At 64.1% G+C, this 16,271-nt stretch carries 18 protein-coding genes; 7 read left to right on the top strand and 11 right to left on the bottom strand.

The annotated features are described in order from the left end of the window. Positions 1–101 precede the first annotated feature (101 nt). From P6U31_RS27800 to P6U31_RS27815, 4 genes are all read right to left on the bottom strand, one after another. Positions 102–725, bottom strand: a complete 624-nt coding sequence (locus P6U31_RS27800; protein WP_407184929.1) for a flavin reductase family protein — start codon at positions 723–725, stop codon at positions 102–104. 135 nt (positions 726–860) lie between these two features. Next, positions 861–1,460 (bottom strand): TetR/AcrR family transcriptional regulator, encoded by a 600-nt coding sequence (locus P6U31_RS27805; protein WP_407184930.1) that lies wholly within the window; start codon positions 1,458–1,460, stop codon positions 861–863. A gap of 33 nt (positions 1,461–1,493) precedes the next feature. Then, on the bottom strand, positions 1,494–4,631 hold the full coding sequence (locus tag P6U31_RS27810) for an efflux RND transporter permease subunit (protein WP_407184931.1): 3,138 nt from the start codon (positions 4,629–4,631) through the stop codon (positions 1,494–1,496). A gap of 254 nt (positions 4,632–4,885) precedes the next feature. Next, positions 4,886–5,992 (bottom strand): efflux RND transporter periplasmic adaptor subunit, encoded by a 1,107-nt coding sequence (locus P6U31_RS27815; protein ID WP_407184932.1) that lies wholly within the window; start codon positions 5,990–5,992, stop codon positions 4,886–4,888. Between the two features lie 173 nt (positions 5,993–6,165). Between P6U31_RS27815 and P6U31_RS27820 the strand changes: the two genes are divergently transcribed. Together P6U31_RS27820 and P6U31_RS27825 are read left to right on the top strand one after the other, a co-directional pair. Continuing rightward, positions 6,166–6,396 (top strand): antitoxin MazE family protein, encoded by a 231-nt coding sequence (locus P6U31_RS27820; protein ID WP_128916572.1) that lies wholly within the window; start codon positions 6,166–6,168, stop codon positions 6,394–6,396. A gap of 134 nt (positions 6,397–6,530) precedes the next feature. After that, positions 6,531–6,902 carry a type II toxin-antitoxin system PemK/MazF family toxin gene (locus P6U31_RS27825; protein ID WP_407184933.1) on the top strand — a complete coding sequence of 124 codons (372 nt, stop codon included), beginning with the start codon at positions 6,531–6,533 and terminating at the stop codon, positions 6,900–6,902. A gap of 73 nt (positions 6,903–6,975) precedes the next feature. On the opposite strand, the gene P6U31_RS27830 is transcribed toward P6U31_RS27825, so the two are convergent. Then, entirely contained in the window at positions 6,976–8,316 is a 1,341-nt protein-coding gene (locus P6U31_RS27830; RefSeq protein WP_407184934.1) for an MFS transporter, read from the bottom strand. A gap of 79 nt (positions 8,317–8,395) precedes the next feature. Here P6U31_RS27830 and P6U31_RS27835 point away from each other — a divergent pair, with 79 nt between their 5' ends. Beyond that, positions 8,396–8,842 (top strand): DUF2809 domain-containing protein, encoded by a 447-nt coding sequence (locus P6U31_RS27835; protein ID WP_407184935.1) that lies wholly within the window; start codon positions 8,396–8,398, stop codon positions 8,840–8,842. A gap of 70 nt (positions 8,843–8,912) precedes the next feature. Here the strand turns inward: P6U31_RS27835 and P6U31_RS27840 are convergent, their stop codons facing one another. Continuing rightward, positions 8,913–9,968 carry a winged helix-turn-helix domain-containing protein gene (locus P6U31_RS27840; RefSeq protein WP_407184936.1) on the bottom strand — a complete coding sequence of 352 codons (1,056 nt, stop codon included), beginning with the start codon at positions 9,966–9,968 and terminating at the stop codon, positions 8,913–8,915. On the opposite strand from P6U31_RS27840, the gene P6U31_RS27845 reads away from it, so the two are divergent. Further along, positions 9,948–10,166 (top strand): hypothetical protein, encoded by a 219-nt coding sequence (locus P6U31_RS27845; protein ID WP_407184937.1) that lies wholly within the window; start codon positions 9,948–9,950, stop codon positions 10,164–10,166. The genes P6U31_RS27840 and P6U31_RS27845 overlap by 21 nt on opposite strands. A 28-nt stretch (positions 10,167–10,194) precedes the next feature. Here the strand turns inward: P6U31_RS27845 and P6U31_RS27850 are convergent, their stop codons facing one another. Together P6U31_RS27850 and P6U31_RS27855 are read right to left on the bottom strand one after the other, a co-directional pair. Continuing rightward, positions 10,195–10,449, bottom strand: coding sequence for a hypothetical protein (locus tag P6U31_RS27850; protein WP_407184938.1), 255 nt, complete (start codon positions 10,447–10,449; stop codon positions 10,195–10,197). Positions 10,450–10,569: 120 nt separating this feature from the next. Beyond that, entirely contained in the window at positions 10,570–10,815 is a 246-nt protein-coding gene (locus P6U31_RS27855) for a hypothetical protein (RefSeq protein ID WP_407189960.1), read from the bottom strand. A 281-nt stretch (positions 10,816–11,096) separates the two neighbouring features. Here P6U31_RS27855 and P6U31_RS27860 point away from each other — a divergent pair, with 281 nt between their 5' ends. Then, positions 11,097–11,738 carry an OmpA family protein gene (locus P6U31_RS27860; protein ID WP_407184939.1) on the top strand — a complete coding sequence of 214 codons (642 nt, stop codon included), beginning with the start codon at positions 11,097–11,099 and terminating at the stop codon, positions 11,736–11,738. Positions 11,739–11,794: 56 nt separating this feature from the next. Here the strand turns inward: P6U31_RS27860 and P6U31_RS27865 are convergent, their stop codons facing one another. Then, positions 11,795–13,225 (bottom strand): phospholipid carrier-dependent glycosyltransferase, encoded by a 1,431-nt coding sequence (locus P6U31_RS27865; protein ID WP_407189961.1) that lies wholly within the window; start codon positions 13,223–13,225, stop codon positions 11,795–11,797. Between the two features lie 51 nt (positions 13,226–13,276). On the opposite strand from P6U31_RS27865, the gene P6U31_RS27870 reads away from it, so the two are divergent. After that, positions 13,277–13,978 (top strand): FecR domain-containing protein, encoded by a 702-nt coding sequence (locus P6U31_RS27870; protein ID WP_407184940.1) that lies wholly within the window; start codon positions 13,277–13,279, stop codon positions 13,976–13,978. 2 nt (positions 13,979–13,980) lie between these two features. Beyond that, complete coding sequence (locus tag P6U31_RS27875; RefSeq protein ID WP_407184941.1) at positions 13,981–15,138, top strand: hypothetical protein; 1,158 nt, start codon at positions 13,981–13,983, stop codon at positions 15,136–15,138. A 119-nt stretch (positions 15,139–15,257) separates the two neighbouring features. Here the strand turns inward: P6U31_RS27875 and P6U31_RS27880 are convergent, their stop codons facing one another. Both P6U31_RS27880 and P6U31_RS27885 read right to left on the bottom strand, forming a co-directional pair. After that, the gene (locus P6U31_RS27880) at positions 15,258–15,746 is read right to left on the bottom strand and encodes a VOC family protein (protein ID WP_407184942.1); all 489 of its coding nucleotides are present in this window, start codon (positions 15,744–15,746) and stop codon (positions 15,258–15,260) included. A gap of 39 nt (positions 15,747–15,785) precedes the next feature. Further along, on the bottom strand, positions 15,786–16,214 hold the full coding sequence (locus tag P6U31_RS27885) for a VOC family protein (protein WP_407184943.1): 429 nt from the start codon (positions 16,212–16,214) through the stop codon (positions 15,786–15,788). Positions 16,215–16,271 lie beyond the last annotated feature (57 nt).

The raw sequence follows: 16,271 nt of genomic DNA on the forward strand, positions 1-16,271 counted from the left end.
TCGAGCCCGGAATCCATCATGCGGCAGTGTCAGTGGAGGAATGGATTCCGGGCTCGCGCCTGACGGCGCGCCCCGGAATGACGGCGTTGAGGGAGACGGGCCTAATCCGGCCGCACCATCTCGAACATGTTCTCCGGCCTGATCTCGAAATAATCGCCGCGCCGGCCGGCACGGACGATCGGGCGGGCGGCGGCGGTCTGGTAGACGCCGTCCTTGATCATGGCCTTGTCGATGTGCACGGCGATCACCTCCCCTAGCGTCAGCCAGGCGTCGGCCTCCTTGCCATCGGCGCCTTTGAGGCGGACGATATCGGATACCCTGCATTCGAAAGCGACCGGGCTTTCGCCAACGCGCGGCACGTTGACGAGCTTGCCGGGCACGGCGGTGAGGCCCGCGAGCTTGAACTCATCCACCTCGGGCGCGACATGCGCGGCGGTCGCATTCATGTGCTTGGCAAGGTCCATCGTGGCGAGATTCCAGACGAACTCGCGGGTCTGCTCCATGTTCGCGACCGTGTCCTTCCAGTTGGTGGAGGAGAAGCCGATGATCGGCGGCACGTAGCAGAAGGCGTTGAAGAAGCTGTAGGGCGCCAGATTGACGTGGCCCTTGGCGTCGCGGGAGGAGATCCAGCCGATCGGCCGCGGCGCGATGATAGCGTTGAAGGGATCGTGCTTGAGGCCGTGGCCCTTGGAGGGCTCGTAGAAGTACAGGTCTTTGTCGGTCACGCGCTTGCTTCTCCGCTCTCCGTCATTCCGGGGCGATGCGCCGCATCGAACCCGGAATCTCGAGATTCCGGGTTCGCGCTACGCGCGCCCCGGAATGACTGCGGTGGTGCTTATAAGAGAAAACGCCCCCACCCGTCAGTGGCGCGGCGACAGACCCGCGATGACGAAATCGATCATCTGGTCGATGGTCGGGCCCGGCTTGGTTGCGCACTGGGCGATCATCTGGGGGTGGAAGAAGCGGATCATCGCGGTGCAGGCGCAGAGCGAGGCCAGTTGCAGGTCCGGCGCCTCGAACTCACCGGAGGCGACACCTTGCGCGATCATCTGGCCGACCACGCCGGCGATGCACTCCATATGGGCGACGCAGACGTCCCAGTCCTCCTCCATCGCGATCGCGACCATCTCATGCAGCTTGTTGTCGCCGACATAGCGCTCGCTGTTCATGCGGTGGATGGTGGTGAGCAACTCGCGGAAGCGCTCCTTGACCGGGCCGGCCCGGGCCACGATCCGCTGCGCCTCGAGCTCGACCTCGCCCATCAGCGAACGCGCCACCGCCTGGTGGATCGCCTTCTTCGATTCGAAGAAGCGATACACGTTGGCGGGGCTCATCCTGAGCTCCTTGGCGATGTCGCCGACGGTGGTCTTCTGGTAGCCGATCTGGCGGAACAGCCGCTCGGCCACCTCGAGGATCCGATCCCGGGTGTCGACTTCGATATGTTCCGAAATAAGGGCCATCAGTCAGGACTCGTTCGTCGGTAGTCTTCTCATTTATTCAGCCGCTTCAGCAAGCGGAATTGCGTGCTGGTCATCGCTCCCATGCTGCGGCGCGGCAGGCTGTTCCGGCGTACCCGCCTCGTCCAGGCTCTTCCTGAACCACAGGGCGTAGAGGCCCGGCAGATACAGCAGCGTCAGGAAGGTCGCGACGAACAGGCCGCCCATGATGGTGATCGCCATCGGGCCCCAGAAGGCCGAGCGCGACAGCGGGATCATGGCGAGGATGGCGGCCAGCGCCGTCAGCACCACCGGACGGGCGCGACGGACGGTGGCTTCCACGATCGCCTCGCGGCGGGTCAGGCCGTGGGAGACGTCGGTCTCGATCTGGTCGACCAGGATCACCGTGTTGCGCATGATCATGCCGGCGAGCGCAATCAGCCCGAGCAGCGCCACGAAGCCGAACGGGGCATTGGCGACGTTGAGCCCGAGCGAGGCACCGACGATGCCGAGCGGCGCGGTCAGGAACACCAGGATGAGGCGCGAGAAGCTCTGCAGCTGGATCATCAGCAGCGTCAGCATCACCATGACCATCACCGGGAAGAGGATGAAGATCGAGGCATTGCCCTTGGCGGATTCCTCGAACGCGCCGCCCGCCTCGATGCGGTAGGCCGGCTCGAGGTGATCCTTGATCGGCTTCAGCTTCGGCGCGATCTGGTTGGTGACATCAGGCGCCTGCACGCCGTCGACGACGTCGGAGCGCACGGTGATCGCCATGTCGCGGTTGCGCCGCCACATGATCGGCTCCTCGTGGGCGTACTCGATCTTGGCGATCTGCTGCAGCGGCACGGCGACGCCATTGCGCGAGGTGATGGTGAGATCGCCGACGCCGCCGAGGTCGAGGCGCTCGGACGGGATCGCACGGGCGACCACGCCGACCTTCTCGATGCCGTCGCGCACGGTGGTGACCTGCGAGCCGGAGATCAGCATCGCGAGCGCCTGCGAGACATCCTGCGGGGTCAGGCCCATGGCGCGGGCGCGGTCCTGGTCGACGACGAGCTTCAGGTAAGGCGACTGCTCGTTCCAGTCGAGCTGGACGTCCTTGACGCTCTTGTTCTGCCGCATGACGTCGCGGACCTGGTAGGCGATCTCGCGCACCTTGTTGGCGTCGGGGCCGATCACGCGGAACTGGACGGGGAAGCCGACGGGGGGACCGAAATTGAAGCGGTCGACGCGCACGCGCGCCTCGGACAGGAAGCCCTCCGCAGCCGCGTTCTCGATCTTGGCCTTGATGCGCTCGCGCGCCTCGACACCCTTGGCAACGATGACGATCTCGGCGAAGGCCTCGTTCGGCAGCTGCGGATTGAGGCCGAGCCAGAAGCGGGGCGAGCCCTGGCCGACATAGGACGTATAGGTCTCGATGTCCTTGTCGTCCTTGAGCAGCGTCTCGGCCTTCTTCACCGCCTTCTCGGTGACGTTGAAGGCGGTGCCCTCCGGCAGGCGGAGCTGGAGGAACAGCTCGGGCCGCTCCGACAGCGGGAAGAACTGCTGCTGGACATGGCCGAAGCCGACGATCGAGGCGACGAAGACGCCGACGGTCGCCGCCACCACGGTGATGCGGTGGCTGACGCACCATTGTACGATGGCGCGCAGGCCCCGGTACATGCGGGTCTCGTAGACCGCGTGCGGGTCGTGATTGTGATGCGCCTTCATCTCCGGCAGCAGCTTGACGCCGATATAGGGCGTGAAGATCACCGCCACGAACCAGGACGCGACCAGCGCGATCGCCACGATCCAGAAGATGCTGCCGGCATATTCGCCGACCGCGGAATTGGCAAAGCCGATGGGGAGGAAGCCAGCGGCCGTGACCAGCGTTCCCGTGAGCATCGGAAACGCAGTCGATTCCCAGGCAAAGGACGCGGCACGCATGCGATCCCAGCCCTGCTCCATCTTCACCACCATCATCTCGACCGCGATGATGGCGTCGTCGACAAGCAGGCCGAGCGCGATGATCAGCGCGCCGAGCGTGATGCGATGCAGGTCGAGCGACATCGTGTTCATGACGATGAAGACGATGCCGAGCACCAAGGGCACCGACAGCGCGACCACGATGCCGGTGCGCCAGCCGAGCGCCAGGAACGAGACGAACAGCACGATGACGAGCGCTTCCATGAAGGAGTGCACGAACTCGCCGACGGCATGCTCGACCACCTTGGGCTGGTCGGCGATCAGCTTGACGTCGATGCCCTGCGGCACCGCCTTCATGAAATCAGCGGTGGCCTTCTCGACCTCCTTGCCGAGCTCGAGGATGTTGGCGCCCTTGGCGGTGACGACGCCGATGCCGATCGCGGCCTTGCCTTCCTGGCGGACGACGAAGCTCGGCGGATCGACATAGCCGTGGGTGACGGTGGCGATATCCCCGAGACGGAACACGCGGCCGTTGCTCTCGACTGGCGTTTCGGCCACCGCCTTGGCGCCATCGAGCGCGCCGGTGACGCGCAGCGGCACGCGCTGCGAGGAGGTCTCGACCGTGCCGGCCGGCGTCACGTTGTTCTGCTTGGCGAGCGAATCGAACAGCGCCTGCGGCGTGATGCCGAGGGTGGCGAGCTTGGCGTGGCTGAACTCGACGAAGATGCGCTCGTCCTGATTGCCGTAGACGTCGACCTTGGTGACGCCGGGCACCTTCAGCAGGCGCTGACGGAAGCCTTCGGAAACCTTCTTGAGCTGGGCATAGTCGGCGCCGTCGCCCGTCATCATGTAGAGGATGGAATCGACGTCGGAGAACTCGTCGTTGACGATGGGCCCGAGAATGCCGGACGGCAGCTGGCCTTGCACGTCGACCAGCTTCTTGCGCAGCAGGTAGAAGAGATAGGGCACGTCCTTCGGCGGCGTGTTGTCGCGGAAGGTGACCTGGAGCGCGGTGAAAGCAGGCTTGGAGTAGGTCTGCACCTTCTCGAAATAGGGCAGCTCCTGGATCTTCTTCTCGATGGGATCGGCGACCTGCGTCTGCATCTCCTGCGCGGTCGCGCCCGGCCAGATCACCGAGACGTTGACCACCTTCACCGTGAAGAACGGATCCTCGGCGCGGCCGAGCTTCTCATAGGAGAAGAAGCCGGCGACGCCGAGCACGATCATCAGGAAGAGCACCAGCGTCGGATGGCTGACGGCCCAGGCCGAAAGGTTGAAGCGCTTCATCGCACTCTCCGAAGGACGATCCAGTTGCAAACAACGACAGCCGCTCTGTTCACACCGTCGTCGCGAGGCAGCGAAGCAATCCAGGGGGCTGGGCAGGTTCTGGATCGCTTCGCCGCTTCAGCCTTTGCTTAGGGACAAGGGCCGAAACTCACCTCACACGACGTAACTCAATTTCCTCGTCATTCCGGGGCGCCCGGAAGGCGAACCCGGAACCTCGAGATTCCGGGTTCGCTTCGCGCCCCGGAATGACCAAGCTAAAAACTCAGTGACGACACGACCCGCACCCGCTGGCCGGGATCGAGCTTCTGCACGCCGAGGGCGACGATCTTGGCGCCCTCCTCCACGCCGCCGGTGATGACGACGTCGTTGCTTTCGTAGGACTTCACCGCCACCGGCTTCAGCGTGAGCGCACCGTTGTCGTCGACGACGTAGAAGGACGGCTTGCCGCCTTCGTTGAACAGCGCCGACAGCGGCAGCCGCGCGACGCGCTCGGTCGCGGCATCCGACAGCGTCAGCGTCGCGGTCATGCCGAGCGCGACCTTGTCGTCGGCCTCGGGCAGCGAGAACTTTGCGAGATAGGTGCGCGTGGCGGGATCCGCCGCCGGCGCGATCTCGCGCAGCTTGGCCGTGTATTTCCTGTCCGGCTCGGACCAAAGAGTGACGCTGGCGACGCCCGACTTGGCGCGTCCAACCAGCGTCTCAGGGATCGCGACGACCGCTTCCTTCTCGGCAAAGCGGGCGACACGGATCGAAGCCTGGCCCGCGGCAACCACCTGGCCGGGCTCGATCAGCGTTGCGGTGACGACGCCGCGGGCGTCGGCAACGAGCGTCGCGTAGGAAAGGGAATTCTTGGTCAGCTCGACCGAGCGCTCGGCCCGGTTCAGGCGGGCGCGGGCTTCATCGGCGGCGGCGCGGCTCTGGTCGAGCTGGGCGTCCGTGGTCCAGCCCTTGGCCTTGAGGTCCTTGGCGCGCTGCTCGGCGGCGGCGGCCTGGGCCAGCACGCCGGTTGCGGCGGTCTGCTCGGCAACGGCCTGCTCGGCCTGGAGCTTCAAGTCGACCTCGTCGAGGGTGGCGAGCGGCTGGCCGATGTCGACGGTCTGGCCGACTTCCACGAGCCGCTTGGCGACCTTGCCGGCGACGCGAAAGCCGAGGTCGCTCTCGATCCGGGGCCTGATGGTGCCGACGAAGCTACGCTCCGGGGTCTCGGCATCATAATGCGCGGTCGCGACCAGAACCGGCCGCGGCGGCTCGGCCTTTTCAGCGACGGTATCGTTGCACCCAGCCAGGCTCACGGCCATCAGGGCCAGCGACACACCTGCCAACAGCCTGGAATAGCTCGACAAAACCGACCGGACGAACATCGAAGGGCACTCCTGCATCTCGGATGAGAGGAATGTCGAATAATCACTGATAAAAGTCAATAATCGTCAGTCATCAGGAAAGCGTGATCGTTAAGAGGGGGTGAGGCTCATACCGGATTGGCAGAGCTCTCCTATCTTGATATGGTTACATGTAACCGATGGGAGGGAAATCCATGCCGTCCTCGTCTAAGCCAAAGTCATCTCGAGCGAAGGTTCGCGAGCATCGAGAGCGACTGCGCGCTCAGGGACTGCGTCCGATCCAGATCTGGGTTCCAGATGTCCGTTCAGCGTCCTTCAAGGCGGAGGCGCACCGCCAGTCACTGGCGGTCGCGACCAGCCCCCACGAGCAAGAGGATCAGGCCTTCGTTGATGCGATATCCGATTGGCCTGGCGAACCGGAATGACCTGTAGACAGATCCCAGAATCCAGTCGGCAGGGTCTCAGGTACCAACATTTTCGCAGGAAGCTTTGTCCAAAACTCGCCCCCAATAAACCCGTCCACGCGCGGACGGACGTCCAGCAACGGAGCACGCCCAAGATGGCGGTTCATCGAGCAATGCGCAGAGGCGAAGTTTGGACAGCAGCCGGCGGAAAGGACTATGCAGGGAAACCACGTCCGGTTGTCATCGTGCAGGACGACGATTTCGACGCAACAGAGTCGATCACGGTTTGCCCAATAACAACATCCGAAACGGAGGCGCCGATCTTCCGCCTGCTGCTTGAACCGAACGATCGTAATGGCCTCCGGCTGGCATGCCGCCTGATGGTCGACAAGATCACCACAGTGCCGAAATCCAAGATGGGGACGTCGATCGGGCGGCTCGATGACGAGGATCTCTTACGCCTCAATCGCGCCTTGCTGGTGTTTCTCGGACTAGCCGGTTCACAAAAAGCCCGTGGCGCAGATTAGCAGCCCTTATGCAACAGCAGCATCGTCCTTCCGGGATGGTCCAGAAAGGCCACCCCGGAATAGCAGCCAATTCCTACCGCCCCTGGTCAGCGAACTCGTGCTTGCTGTCGTGGCCGCCGACGAACACCAGGATGCCGGCCAGCAGCGGCAGCACCGCGAGCACCAGTAGACCGGTCGAGGTCTGGCCCGTGGCTTCCTTGACCCAGCCGATCAGATAAGGCCCGCCGAAACCGGCGAGGTTACCGATCGAGTTGATCAGCGCGATGGCGCCGGCGGCCGCGGTGCCGGAGAGCCAGGCGGTCGGCAGCGTCCAGAACACGCCGAAGCAGCAGAACACGCCGATCGCCGCGACCGTCAGCACCACCATCGTCATGGCGGGATCGGTGAGATAGGAGGAGACGCCGAGCGCGACGGCGGTGAGCAGCAGCGGCGCGCCGACATGCATCACGCGCTCGCGCGTCGCATCGGAGTGCCGCGCCCACAGGATCATGGCGATGGTGCCGAACAGATACGGGATCGCCGTGACGAAGCCGGTCTGGGCGTTGGTGAGGCCGAACGCCTTGACGATCTGCGGCAGCCAGAACTGCATGCCATAGAGCGCGCCGACGAAGCCGAAATAGATCAGGCTGAGCGCAATCACCTTGGGCGAGGACAGCGCCTCGCCAAGCGAGACATGCTTCACCGCCTGCTTGGCCGCGATCTCCGAATCGAGCTTCGCCTTGAGCCATGCCTTCTGCTCGGCCGAGAGCCAGTCCGCCTTCTCCGGTTTGTCGGTGAGGTAGAACCAGGTGACGATGCCGAGCAGCACCGAGGGGATGCCCTCGATGATGAACAGCCACTGCCAGCCCTTCAGCCCCATCAAGCCGTCGAGCCCGAGCAGCAGGCCCGAGATCGGCGCGCCGATCACGGTCGAGACCGGCACCGCAATGGCGAAGGCCGCAAGGAAGCGGGCGCGATATTCGGCCGGGTACCAGTAGGTGAGATAGAGGATGATGCCGGGGAAAAAACCGGCCTCGGCGACCCCGAGCAGGAAGCGCAGGACGTAGAAGCTGGTGACGCCGCTGACCATCGCCATCAGCGCCGAGATGACGCCCCAGGTCACCATGATGCGGGCAATCCAGCGGCTGGCGCCGAACTTCTCCAGCGCGAGATTGCTCGGCACCTCGAAAATGAAATAGCCGATGAAGAAGATGCCGGCGCCCCAGGAGAAGATCAGCGGGGTGAACTTCAGCTCCGCGTTCATGGTCAGCGCGGCAAAGCCGAGATTGACGCGGTCGAGATAGGAGAAGAAGTAGGCCAGCACCAGGAAGGGGATCAGGCGCCAGGAGATGGCACGGATCGTTGACGTTTCGATGTCGCTCTTGGCGTTCCTCGCGCCGCCGGCGGAACCGGCATAGGTGGTGGTCTGGCTCATGGCTTCCCCCGGGGTTGTTGTTTTTTAGGGCTGAGTGGCGGTTTTGAGCATCGCGGGCAAAGAGTCAATGGAGCGAGCAATGCACGGGACGCAAGCAGTCAACTCGATTGCACCGCTGCGGACATCGCTGACCCGCGCCGCCCTCTCGCTGGTCGTGATTACCTGCGGGCTGTCCCTGCGCTGGTATGGCTTTCCGCTCGGCCTCCCGGCTTTCGTGGTCAAGTATGGCGGCTCGCTGTTGTGGGCCACGATGGTGTTTCTGCTGGTCGGAGCCGTGCTGCCGCGGCTCACACCGACGCAGATTGCAGCCGTCGCGGCGGTCATCGCCGTCGTCGTAGAATTCTCCCGCCTGGTCCACGCACCATGGCTCGATGCATTCCGGCTGACCACCGCCGGCGCGCTGCTGCTCGGGCGCATCTTCTCGCCGTGGAATCTGATGGCTTACGCGATCGGGATCGTGTTCGGCGTCTGGATCGACGGTCTGACCGCGGAGCGCGGTCTCGTAAGGCGGGCAAGGGCACGTTAGCGCCGTGCCCACCATCTGCTTATGGTGGGCACGCTTCGCTTTGTCCCCCCTGCGGGACCGACGCCTTGTCTTACTCCGCCAATTGAAACTGCTCGAAGCGATCGAGCTCTTCCTCGATCGCACGCTTGAGGTCCTTGCGGCCCGCAGTCTTCTTGCCCTGCCCGACCCAGGTCCATTTCTGCATCAACAGCTTCTTCGCCTGCCGGTCGGTCTTCAGATCGAGCGCGGCGACGATCTCGTCGCCGACCAGCACGGGCAGCGCAAAATAGCCGAACTTGCGCTTGGCCTTCGGCACATAGGCTTCGAACAGATGATTGTAGCCGAAGATGAGGTTAGTGCGCTTGCGCTGGATGATGAGAGGGTCGAAAGGCGAGAGGATGTGGACGAGATCGGGCGGGACCGCCTCACCGTTCGCCTCGAGCGCGGCCGGCGTCGTCCAATGCTCCTGCTTGCCGGCGCCGTCGATCGCGACAGGCACGAGCTCGCCGCGGCGAACGCGAGAAGCGATCAGGCCGGCCACCGCCTTCTTGCGCGGCGCGTCGAGATGGCAGATGGAATCGAGGCTCACGAGACCCTGCGACCGCACTGCGCGATCGAGCAGATAGGCCGTGATCTCCCGAGCCGTGGCAGGCCTCGGCAGCTTGTCCCAACCGAAATGGCGCGTCATCAGCTCATAGGTCTTGAGCATGCCCTGCCGCTCGCTGATGGTCACGGCGCCGGTATAGAAGGCGAGCTGCAGCGCCCGCTTCGAAGGCTTGCGGCTCTGCCACAGATGTTCCTTCTCGACGAGCACGTCATCCTCGATGTCGCGGATCGTCAGCGGACCGGCACGCAGCAACCGCATCACCTTGCGCGTGTCGGCAGGCTTCACCGAGGCGAACCATTTGTGCCCCTCGCGCCCATGCGCGCGCATCGCCGGCAGGAACAAGCGGAAGTCGCGCGTCGGCACGTAGGACAGCGCATGGGTCCAGTATTCGAACACGCTTTTGTCAACGCTCTGGGCCTGGCGCAGGTCGGCGCGGCGGTAGGACGGGATGCGGCTGAACAGGATGTGGTGATGGCAGCGCTCGATGACATTGATGGTGTCGATCTGCACATAGCCGAGATGAGCGACCGCATCCGCCACGGCCCGCGCTCCCGCGCCGAACGGGGCGCGCTGATCCAGCCGCTGGGCATGCAACCAGATCTGCCGGGCCTGTGTCGTGGTGAGCGGGAGTGGTTTGGGCGCGCGAGACATTGCGAGGAGGAATGTAGCGAGATTCGCGCCGGGAGAAAGAACCTGAGCAGTACCGAAGAAGAAAAAGGCCGCACTGCCATCTGCTGACAACGCGGCCTGATCACGCGGCTGAGGACTACTTCGCCATCATGGCCTTCTGCGACTTCATGTAGTGCATGCAGGCGCCCTTCATCTTGCCATTGCTCATGTCGGCGTTGGCCATGGCCATTTCCTTGTTCGCCGCCATCTTGGCCGGCGTGTCGGGCGTGCCGCCCATCATCGCGGCGGACTTCATCATATTGTCCTTGGTGCACGCCATCATCGCGGCGGATGCGGGCGACAGCGACAGCGCGAACGCAACAAAGGCAGTGGCGGTGAGCAAGGTCTTCATCGAAACGTCTCCTCCGTAAAACGAAACCGGCGTCGTGCCGGCCTTCGCAATTACGTATTCTCTCGCGCCGACGTTTCGTGGAGAAGATAATTTTCTTGCTGCGATGCAATGAGGGGAGGCTCAGTGGCCGTCCTTCGGCCCCTTGGGCCGGTCACCGAGGCTTCCGGTGGCAACATCCGGCTCGCACAAGGCCTTGCCGCGCCCCTCCGCCTGGCAGCGATAGACGTTGCCGGTGAGGCGGTCGACCAGCCACATATTCTCGTCGGTCGGCCCTTCCAGCCCGATATAGCGGGAGGTCAGCCCCGCGATCAGCGTCGACAGCAGGATCGCCACGGCGATCATGGCTGCACCGATATAGATGGGCATTGAGCTCAGGGACACTGTCCGATCCGGCGGGCCACTGCGATAGAACTGATAGTCGCGTTGATAGTCGCTTGGCCTCGGCACCGGACGGAACTCTGCTCCTTTCTTTTGCGGTTGGTGGGGGATAGATGCCCTGCTAGGCGCGCATCTTGCCGATTTCTTGTTCACGACCGGGCCGCGCAGCGTCGGCTTTGCGACGTGACCAAGATCACATCAGGGCCTTTGAACCCGCCCTATGCTTGCAGCATCAAATCGCTAACAGGTGTTACAGCGAGGATACGACAATGACCCGTTTTGATAAGTTCTTTGGACTGAAGGCGATAACTCTCTCCGCCGCGCTGTCGATGACGGCGGGCCTGGCTCTGGCCGGCGACAACAACGTCTCCAGCGGCCAGATCCTGGATGCATTGAAGCCGAAGCCGGCCACCCGCGGCCTGTCCGTCAGTCCGCAGGCCGACACCACCGCGCAGGCCAAGGAAGCGGCGTTCCTCAATACGGTGCGCAACCGCGCGACCCGGTCGCTGTCGACGGGCGAGCGCGAGCAGATCGCCGAACTCGCCGCGACCAAGCCGAAGATCGATCTGGAGATCCAGTTCGATTACAACTCGGCCGATATCGCCAAGACCTCGGTGCCCTCGGTGCAGGCGCTCGGCAAGGCCCTGTCCGATCCGGCGCTCAAGGGCTCGACCTTCGTGGTCGCTGGCCACACCGACGCGATCGGCGGCGAAGAGTACAATCAAGGGCTCTCCGAGCGTCGCGCTGACACCATCAAGAAGTACCTGGTGCAGAACTACGGCATCAACGACACCGATCTGGTTACCGTCGGCTACGGCAAGACCAAGCTGAAGGATACCGCCAACGGCGCCGACCCGATCAACCGACGCGTCCAGGTCGTGAACATGGACACCAAGACCGTGTCGAAGTGACGCCGAACTGATCGCAACCACAAACACGCCGCCTGCGCGCCCGGCAGGCGGCGGTGTCATATCCAGCTCTGGAACAGCATCAGCCGGCCAAAGGTCTGCATCGACACGCCGACGAAAGCCGCCGAGATCGGCAGCATGAGCGCAAAGCCGATCGCCGCAACGCCGACATAGGCCCACAGCAGCCAGCGCGGCAGGCCCTCCCGGCGCAGCACATAGACCAGTGCGAGCGACGCTGCGGTGGCGGCCGGCAGATAATAATAGATGAAACCGAGCGTGCGCGGCAGCAATGCCCAGGCGAGCCAGGGGCCGAAATAGAACGCCGCGATCAGGAACGCATCCCAGCGGCGCGCCACGACGAAATCGCGCAGCACGAGGGCGAGCGCGACCAGAGCCGGCCACAACACCAGCGGATTGCCGAGGAAGACGACCGCGGAGACGTTGTCCTCCGCGGTCTTGTCGAACAGGAACCACACCGGGCGCGCGAGCAGCGGCCAGGACGGCCATGAACTCATATAGGTGTGCCCGGCAATCGCAGTCGTGGTGTTGTCGGCGAAGATCCGGCGCTGCGCCTCGATCAGGTCAGGCAGCGAGACTCCGTAGAGCGGAACGAAAGCGGCAAGATAGGCCACCCCAGGCAGAACCGCGAAGCACAGCGCGACATGATACAGCCTCAAGCCCGGCCAGAGGTCCGGCCGATACCAGTCGAGCGGCCTTGCGTCGGCGAACAGCGTGCGCCAGCCCTGCATCAGGCGGATCACCGCAACGATGACGATGCAGACGCCGAGCGGAAACAGGCCGCTCCATTTGCAGGCGGCAGCGAGGCCGAACAGGCTGCCAGCGAGCGCGAACAATGCGTGCGGCCGCTCTCTTCGAAAACCGTGCATGAAAGCGGCGGTCGCGAGCAGACCGAGGCCGAGCGCAAAGATGTCGAGCATGGCAATGCGCGCCTGCACATACAGCATCTGGTTGAGGCCAGCGATCAGCGCCGCGGCGACCGCGGGCCCTTGTGCGGAGAACAGCGCGAGGCCGCACAGATAGATCGCGACGATCGCCAACGCGCCGAACAGTGTCGCGGGGTAGCGCCAGCCGAACGCATTGTCGCCGAAGGCCGCGATCGAGGCCGCGATCAGCTCCTTGGCCAGCGGCGGATGCATCGGATTGAGCATCGGCTGCGACATCGCCGGCGCCAGCATCTGCCGCGCCGCAGGCACGTAGTGCACCTCGTCGAAGACGAACTTCTCCGGCGTCGCCAGTCCGATCAGCAACGCGAGATGCGCGACCAGGAAAATCACGACAGCGATCACTGCGCTTCGCGACATCATCGGAACCGCGGACAATTCGAGCGGCTGCTGGGAGGCTGTTTTGCGTGGCAAATCTGCGTCACCGCGGACAAAAATAGAAGCTTCGTTTTTCATTGAACGCATTCTGCCGCAACTGTCACTAAGCATGACGCACGTCCCGCGCCGCTTGTGATAATTTCGCCACATCGCAAGCATGCGCGATCCGGTACGATCAGGGACACATCGATCGGTTGCGAAATGAATTTGCGTTTCTTGCTTTTCCCCACCCTGTTGTCGGCGGCACTCTGCGGCGCGCCCTGCGCAATGGCGCAGACGCGCGTCGGCCAAGCCGTGTTGATCCAGAATGAAGTTGTGCGCGTGGCCGCGACCTCCACGCCGATCAATGTCGGCGACAGCATGCTGCGCGACGAGACCGTGCGCACCGGCGCCGACAGCGCGGCGCGTTTCGTGATGGCCGACAGCACCAATCTGTCGCTCGGACCCAGCGCCACGCTGAAGCTCGACCGCACCGTGTTCAACGACGAGCACAGCTATCGCGACGTCGCGATCCGCATGACGACAGGCGCATTTCGTTTCGTCACCGGACATTCGGAGAAGACCGCCTACAAGATCACGACGCCGCTCGCGACCATCGGCGTGCGCGGCACCACGCTCGATATCCTCTCGCAGCGCGGACGCTCCGTCGTCGTGCTTCAGGACGGCGCGGCCAGCGTCTGCACGAAGAGCTTGCAATGCGTGCAGCTGACCCAGCCGGGCGACACCGCGGTCATCACCTCGACCGGCGGCAAGGTCAGCATCACCAAGACCAACACGCCGCCCTGGACCTTCGCCGCCAACTGCGCCGCAAGCGCCGGTCTGTGCGCGGTGAACCAGTATGCCGACGCCTCGCCAACCATTACGCCCGCCGTCCATGATGACGGCATGCTGTGCGGTCGCTGACGATGGCGAAAGTCACTTTCCGGCTCTGCCTCACGGGCCTGCTGGCCGTGGCCGCTGCGCTTGCCTTTGTCACGCTCGATGTTCGTCGAGCAGCGGCCCAGGCCGCCTGCGAAACCGAATGCGGCGAGCCGACCCCCTATCCGACCTATTCGCCGTCGCCAACGCCGACCTATTCGCCGTCACCATCACCGACATCTTCTCCGTCGCCCAACCCCTCCCCTTCGCCGAGCCCCGATCCCTCGCCCTCGCCCAGCCCGACGCCGACCGGCGCGGATTCCAGCGGCAATTCGATCGGCGGTCTCGCCAATCAGCGCTTCAACCAGATGATCACCAACCGGGTGCTGGGCACGGTGCTGCTCGGCGTCAACGAGCAGATCAATTGCAGCGACTGCATCAGCGCGTTCGGCTCGGCCGGCTCGTTCTCGGCCGGCATTCACGGCCGCAAGGAGCTCACCAATAATCTGTCGCTGCTCGCCGGCATCGCCTACACGCAATACAACGAGGGCGGTTACAAGATCACCAGCGCGCCGATCGGCGCCTTCGCGCTGCGTTATGACTTCACCGACTGGGGCTCGTCGCGTCCGTTCTTCGACGTCGGCACGATCCTGACGCCTTGGGAGAAGGCGCGCTACACCCGCAGCTACGACACCAGCCTCGGCCGGGTGAGCGTGACGAGCTCGACCAACGCCTCGAACTACGCGGTCTACGGCCGCGCCGGCTGGATCAGCCGCGTGTCACCGCGCGACGAGGTGGCCGCGTCGATCGAGCTCTGGCAGCTCTGGCAGCGCGTGTCCGGTTACAGCGACAATGCGGTGGCCTTCAATCCGTTCGACGCCGCCATCGCTGATGGCACCGACCGCACCAGCCTCGTCAAGATCGGCGGCCAGTGGACGCATCTCTACGGCAGCAATATCGAGGCCAACATCAATGGCGGCTGGGTGCAGTCGTTTGCTGGCCATAGCGGCATTGTCGCCACCGTGACCGGCCAGGGCATGGTGGTGCCGACCATGGGCAACCAGGGCTGGTTCGAATATGGCGGCCGGCTCGGATTTCGGGTGCAGAAGGGCTGGATCGTGGATCTCTTCGCCAACGGCACGCTGGGCCCGCAACCGGTCGGCAACACCATCCATGGCGGCGTCGGGCTAAGGATCAATTACTAGCGGCTGGCGGGGTCCCGTAGCGTGGGCAAAGCGATAGCGTGCCCACCACCTCTCTCAATCGGAGACAGATGCTGGGCACGACGCAAGAGCCATTGCCCCCTATGGCGCCTGTGCTGATGTCACGCCGCCGACTTGCCTTCGAACGCGCGGCGCAGGACGTCGACATCCAGCTTGACCATCTTCATCATCGCCTGCATCGCGCGTGCGGCGGCCGCCTTGTCGGGGCTCGACAGGAACTCGAACATCACCTTTGGCACCACCTGCCAGGCCACGCCCCAGCGATCCCTGAGCCAGCCGCACTGCTCCTCCTTGCCGCCATGGGCCAGGAATGCATCCCAGACGCTGTCGACCTGGGCCTGGTCGTCGCAATGGATCATCAGCGAGATCGCGTGGGTATATTCCATCTTCATGCCGCCGTTGAGCGCGACCAGCGGCTGCCCGGCGACGGTGAACTCGACGACGAGCACGGAGCCTTCCTTGCCGGACGGACCATCGGACACATTGCGCTGAACGTGCGTGATCGCCGAATTCGGCACGAGCGAGGTATAAAATTTCGCAGCTTCCTCGGCATCGCCGTTGAACCACATGCAGGGTACGACCTTGGACATCGTGAATGCTCCTTTGAATTTGGCGTTCGGTGACGGCGATCAGGCATTCGCCATGGCAGGCTGCAGAGGGGCTGCCGCCATGTCGAGCCAGTTCACACCCCACATGTGACCATCCGGATCCTCGAAGCTGCGACCGTACATGAAGCTGTATTCGTCCTTGGGGCTGGGATCGGCGACCCCGCCCGCCGCCTCGGCCTTGCCGACCATGGCGTCGACCTCGTTACGGCTGTCGGCGGACAGGCAGAACAGCGCCTGGTTCGAGGTCTTGGCATCGGCGATCGGCTTCGGCGTGAACTGGCGGAATTTGTCGTGGGTCGTCAGCATCACGTGGATGGTCTCGGAGAAGACCATGCAGCTCGCCGTATCGTCGCTGAATTGCGGATTCCGGGTCGCGCCGATCGCCTCGTAGAAGGCGGTCGCACGCCTGAGCTCGGTCACGGGCAGAGTGAGGAAGATCATCCTGGGCATCGGAGGCTCCTTGGGGGTTCTGCCCAAGGACGGATGGCCTTGCGGCCATCCGACACG

The sequence above is a fragment of the Bradyrhizobium centrosematis genome (assembly GCF_045571495.1).
In the GTDB taxonomy this organism is placed as follows: domain Bacteria; phylum Pseudomonadota; class Alphaproteobacteria; order Rhizobiales; family Xanthobacteraceae; genus Bradyrhizobium; species Bradyrhizobium centrosematis.

What these genes read in the sequence shown, in the direction of transcription:
- P6U31_RS27865 (WP_407189961.1), bottom strand. Translation starts at nt 13,225, where the DNA reads ATGTGGCGAAATTATCACAAGCGGCGCGGGACGTGCGTCATGCTTAGT.
- P6U31_RS27855 (WP_407189960.1), bottom strand. Translation starts at nt 10,815, where the DNA reads ATGCCCATCTATATCGGTGCAGCCATGATCGCCGTGGCGATCCTGCTG.
- P6U31_RS27825 (WP_407184933.1), top strand. Translation starts at nt 6,531, where the DNA reads ATGGCGGTTCATCGAGCAATGCGCAGAGGCGAAGTTTGGACAGCAGCC.
- P6U31_RS27880 (WP_407184942.1), bottom strand. Translation starts at nt 15,746, where the DNA reads ATGTCCAAGGTCGTACCCTGCATGTGGTTCAACGGCGATGCCGAGGAA.
- P6U31_RS27870 (WP_407184940.1), top strand. Translation starts at nt 13,277, where the DNA reads ATGAATTTGCGTTTCTTGCTTTTCCCCACCCTGTTGTCGGCGGCACTC.
- P6U31_RS27835 (WP_407184935.1), top strand. Translation starts at nt 8,396, where the DNA reads ATGCACGGGACGCAAGCAGTCAACTCGATTGCACCGCTGCGGACATCG.
- P6U31_RS27830 (WP_407184934.1), bottom strand. Translation starts at nt 8,316, where the DNA reads ATGAGCCAGACCACCACCTATGCCGGTTCCGCCGGCGGCGCGAGGAAC.
- P6U31_RS27875 (WP_407184941.1), top strand. Translation starts at nt 13,981, where the DNA reads ATGGCGAAAGTCACTTTCCGGCTCTGCCTCACGGGCCTGCTGGCCGTG.
- P6U31_RS27850 (WP_407184938.1), bottom strand. Translation starts at nt 10,449, where the DNA reads ATGAAGACCTTGCTCACCGCCACTGCCTTTGTTGCGTTCGCGCTGTCG.
- P6U31_RS27805 (WP_407184930.1), bottom strand. Translation starts at nt 1,460, where the DNA reads ATGGCCCTTATTTCGGAACATATCGAAGTCGACACCCGGGATCGGATC.
- P6U31_RS27810 (WP_407184931.1), bottom strand. Translation starts at nt 4,631, where the DNA reads ATGAAGCGCTTCAACCTTTCGGCCTGGGCCGTCAGCCATCCGACGCTG.
- P6U31_RS27885 (WP_407184943.1), bottom strand. Translation starts at nt 16,214, where the DNA reads ATGCCCAGGATGATCTTCCTCACTCTGCCCGTGACCGAGCTCAGGCGT.
- P6U31_RS27860 (WP_407184939.1), top strand. Translation starts at nt 11,097, where the DNA reads ATGACCCGTTTTGATAAGTTCTTTGGACTGAAGGCGATAACTCTCTCC.
- P6U31_RS27845 (WP_407184937.1), top strand. Translation starts at nt 9,948, where the DNA reads ATGAGCGACCGCATCCGCCACGGCCCGCGCTCCCGCGCCGAACGGGGC.
- P6U31_RS27820 (WP_128916572.1), top strand. Translation starts at nt 6,166, where the DNA reads ATGCCGTCCTCGTCTAAGCCAAAGTCATCTCGAGCGAAGGTTCGCGAG.
- P6U31_RS27815 (WP_407184932.1), bottom strand. Translation starts at nt 5,992, where the DNA reads ATGTTCGTCCGGTCGGTTTTGTCGAGCTATTCCAGGCTGTTGGCAGGT.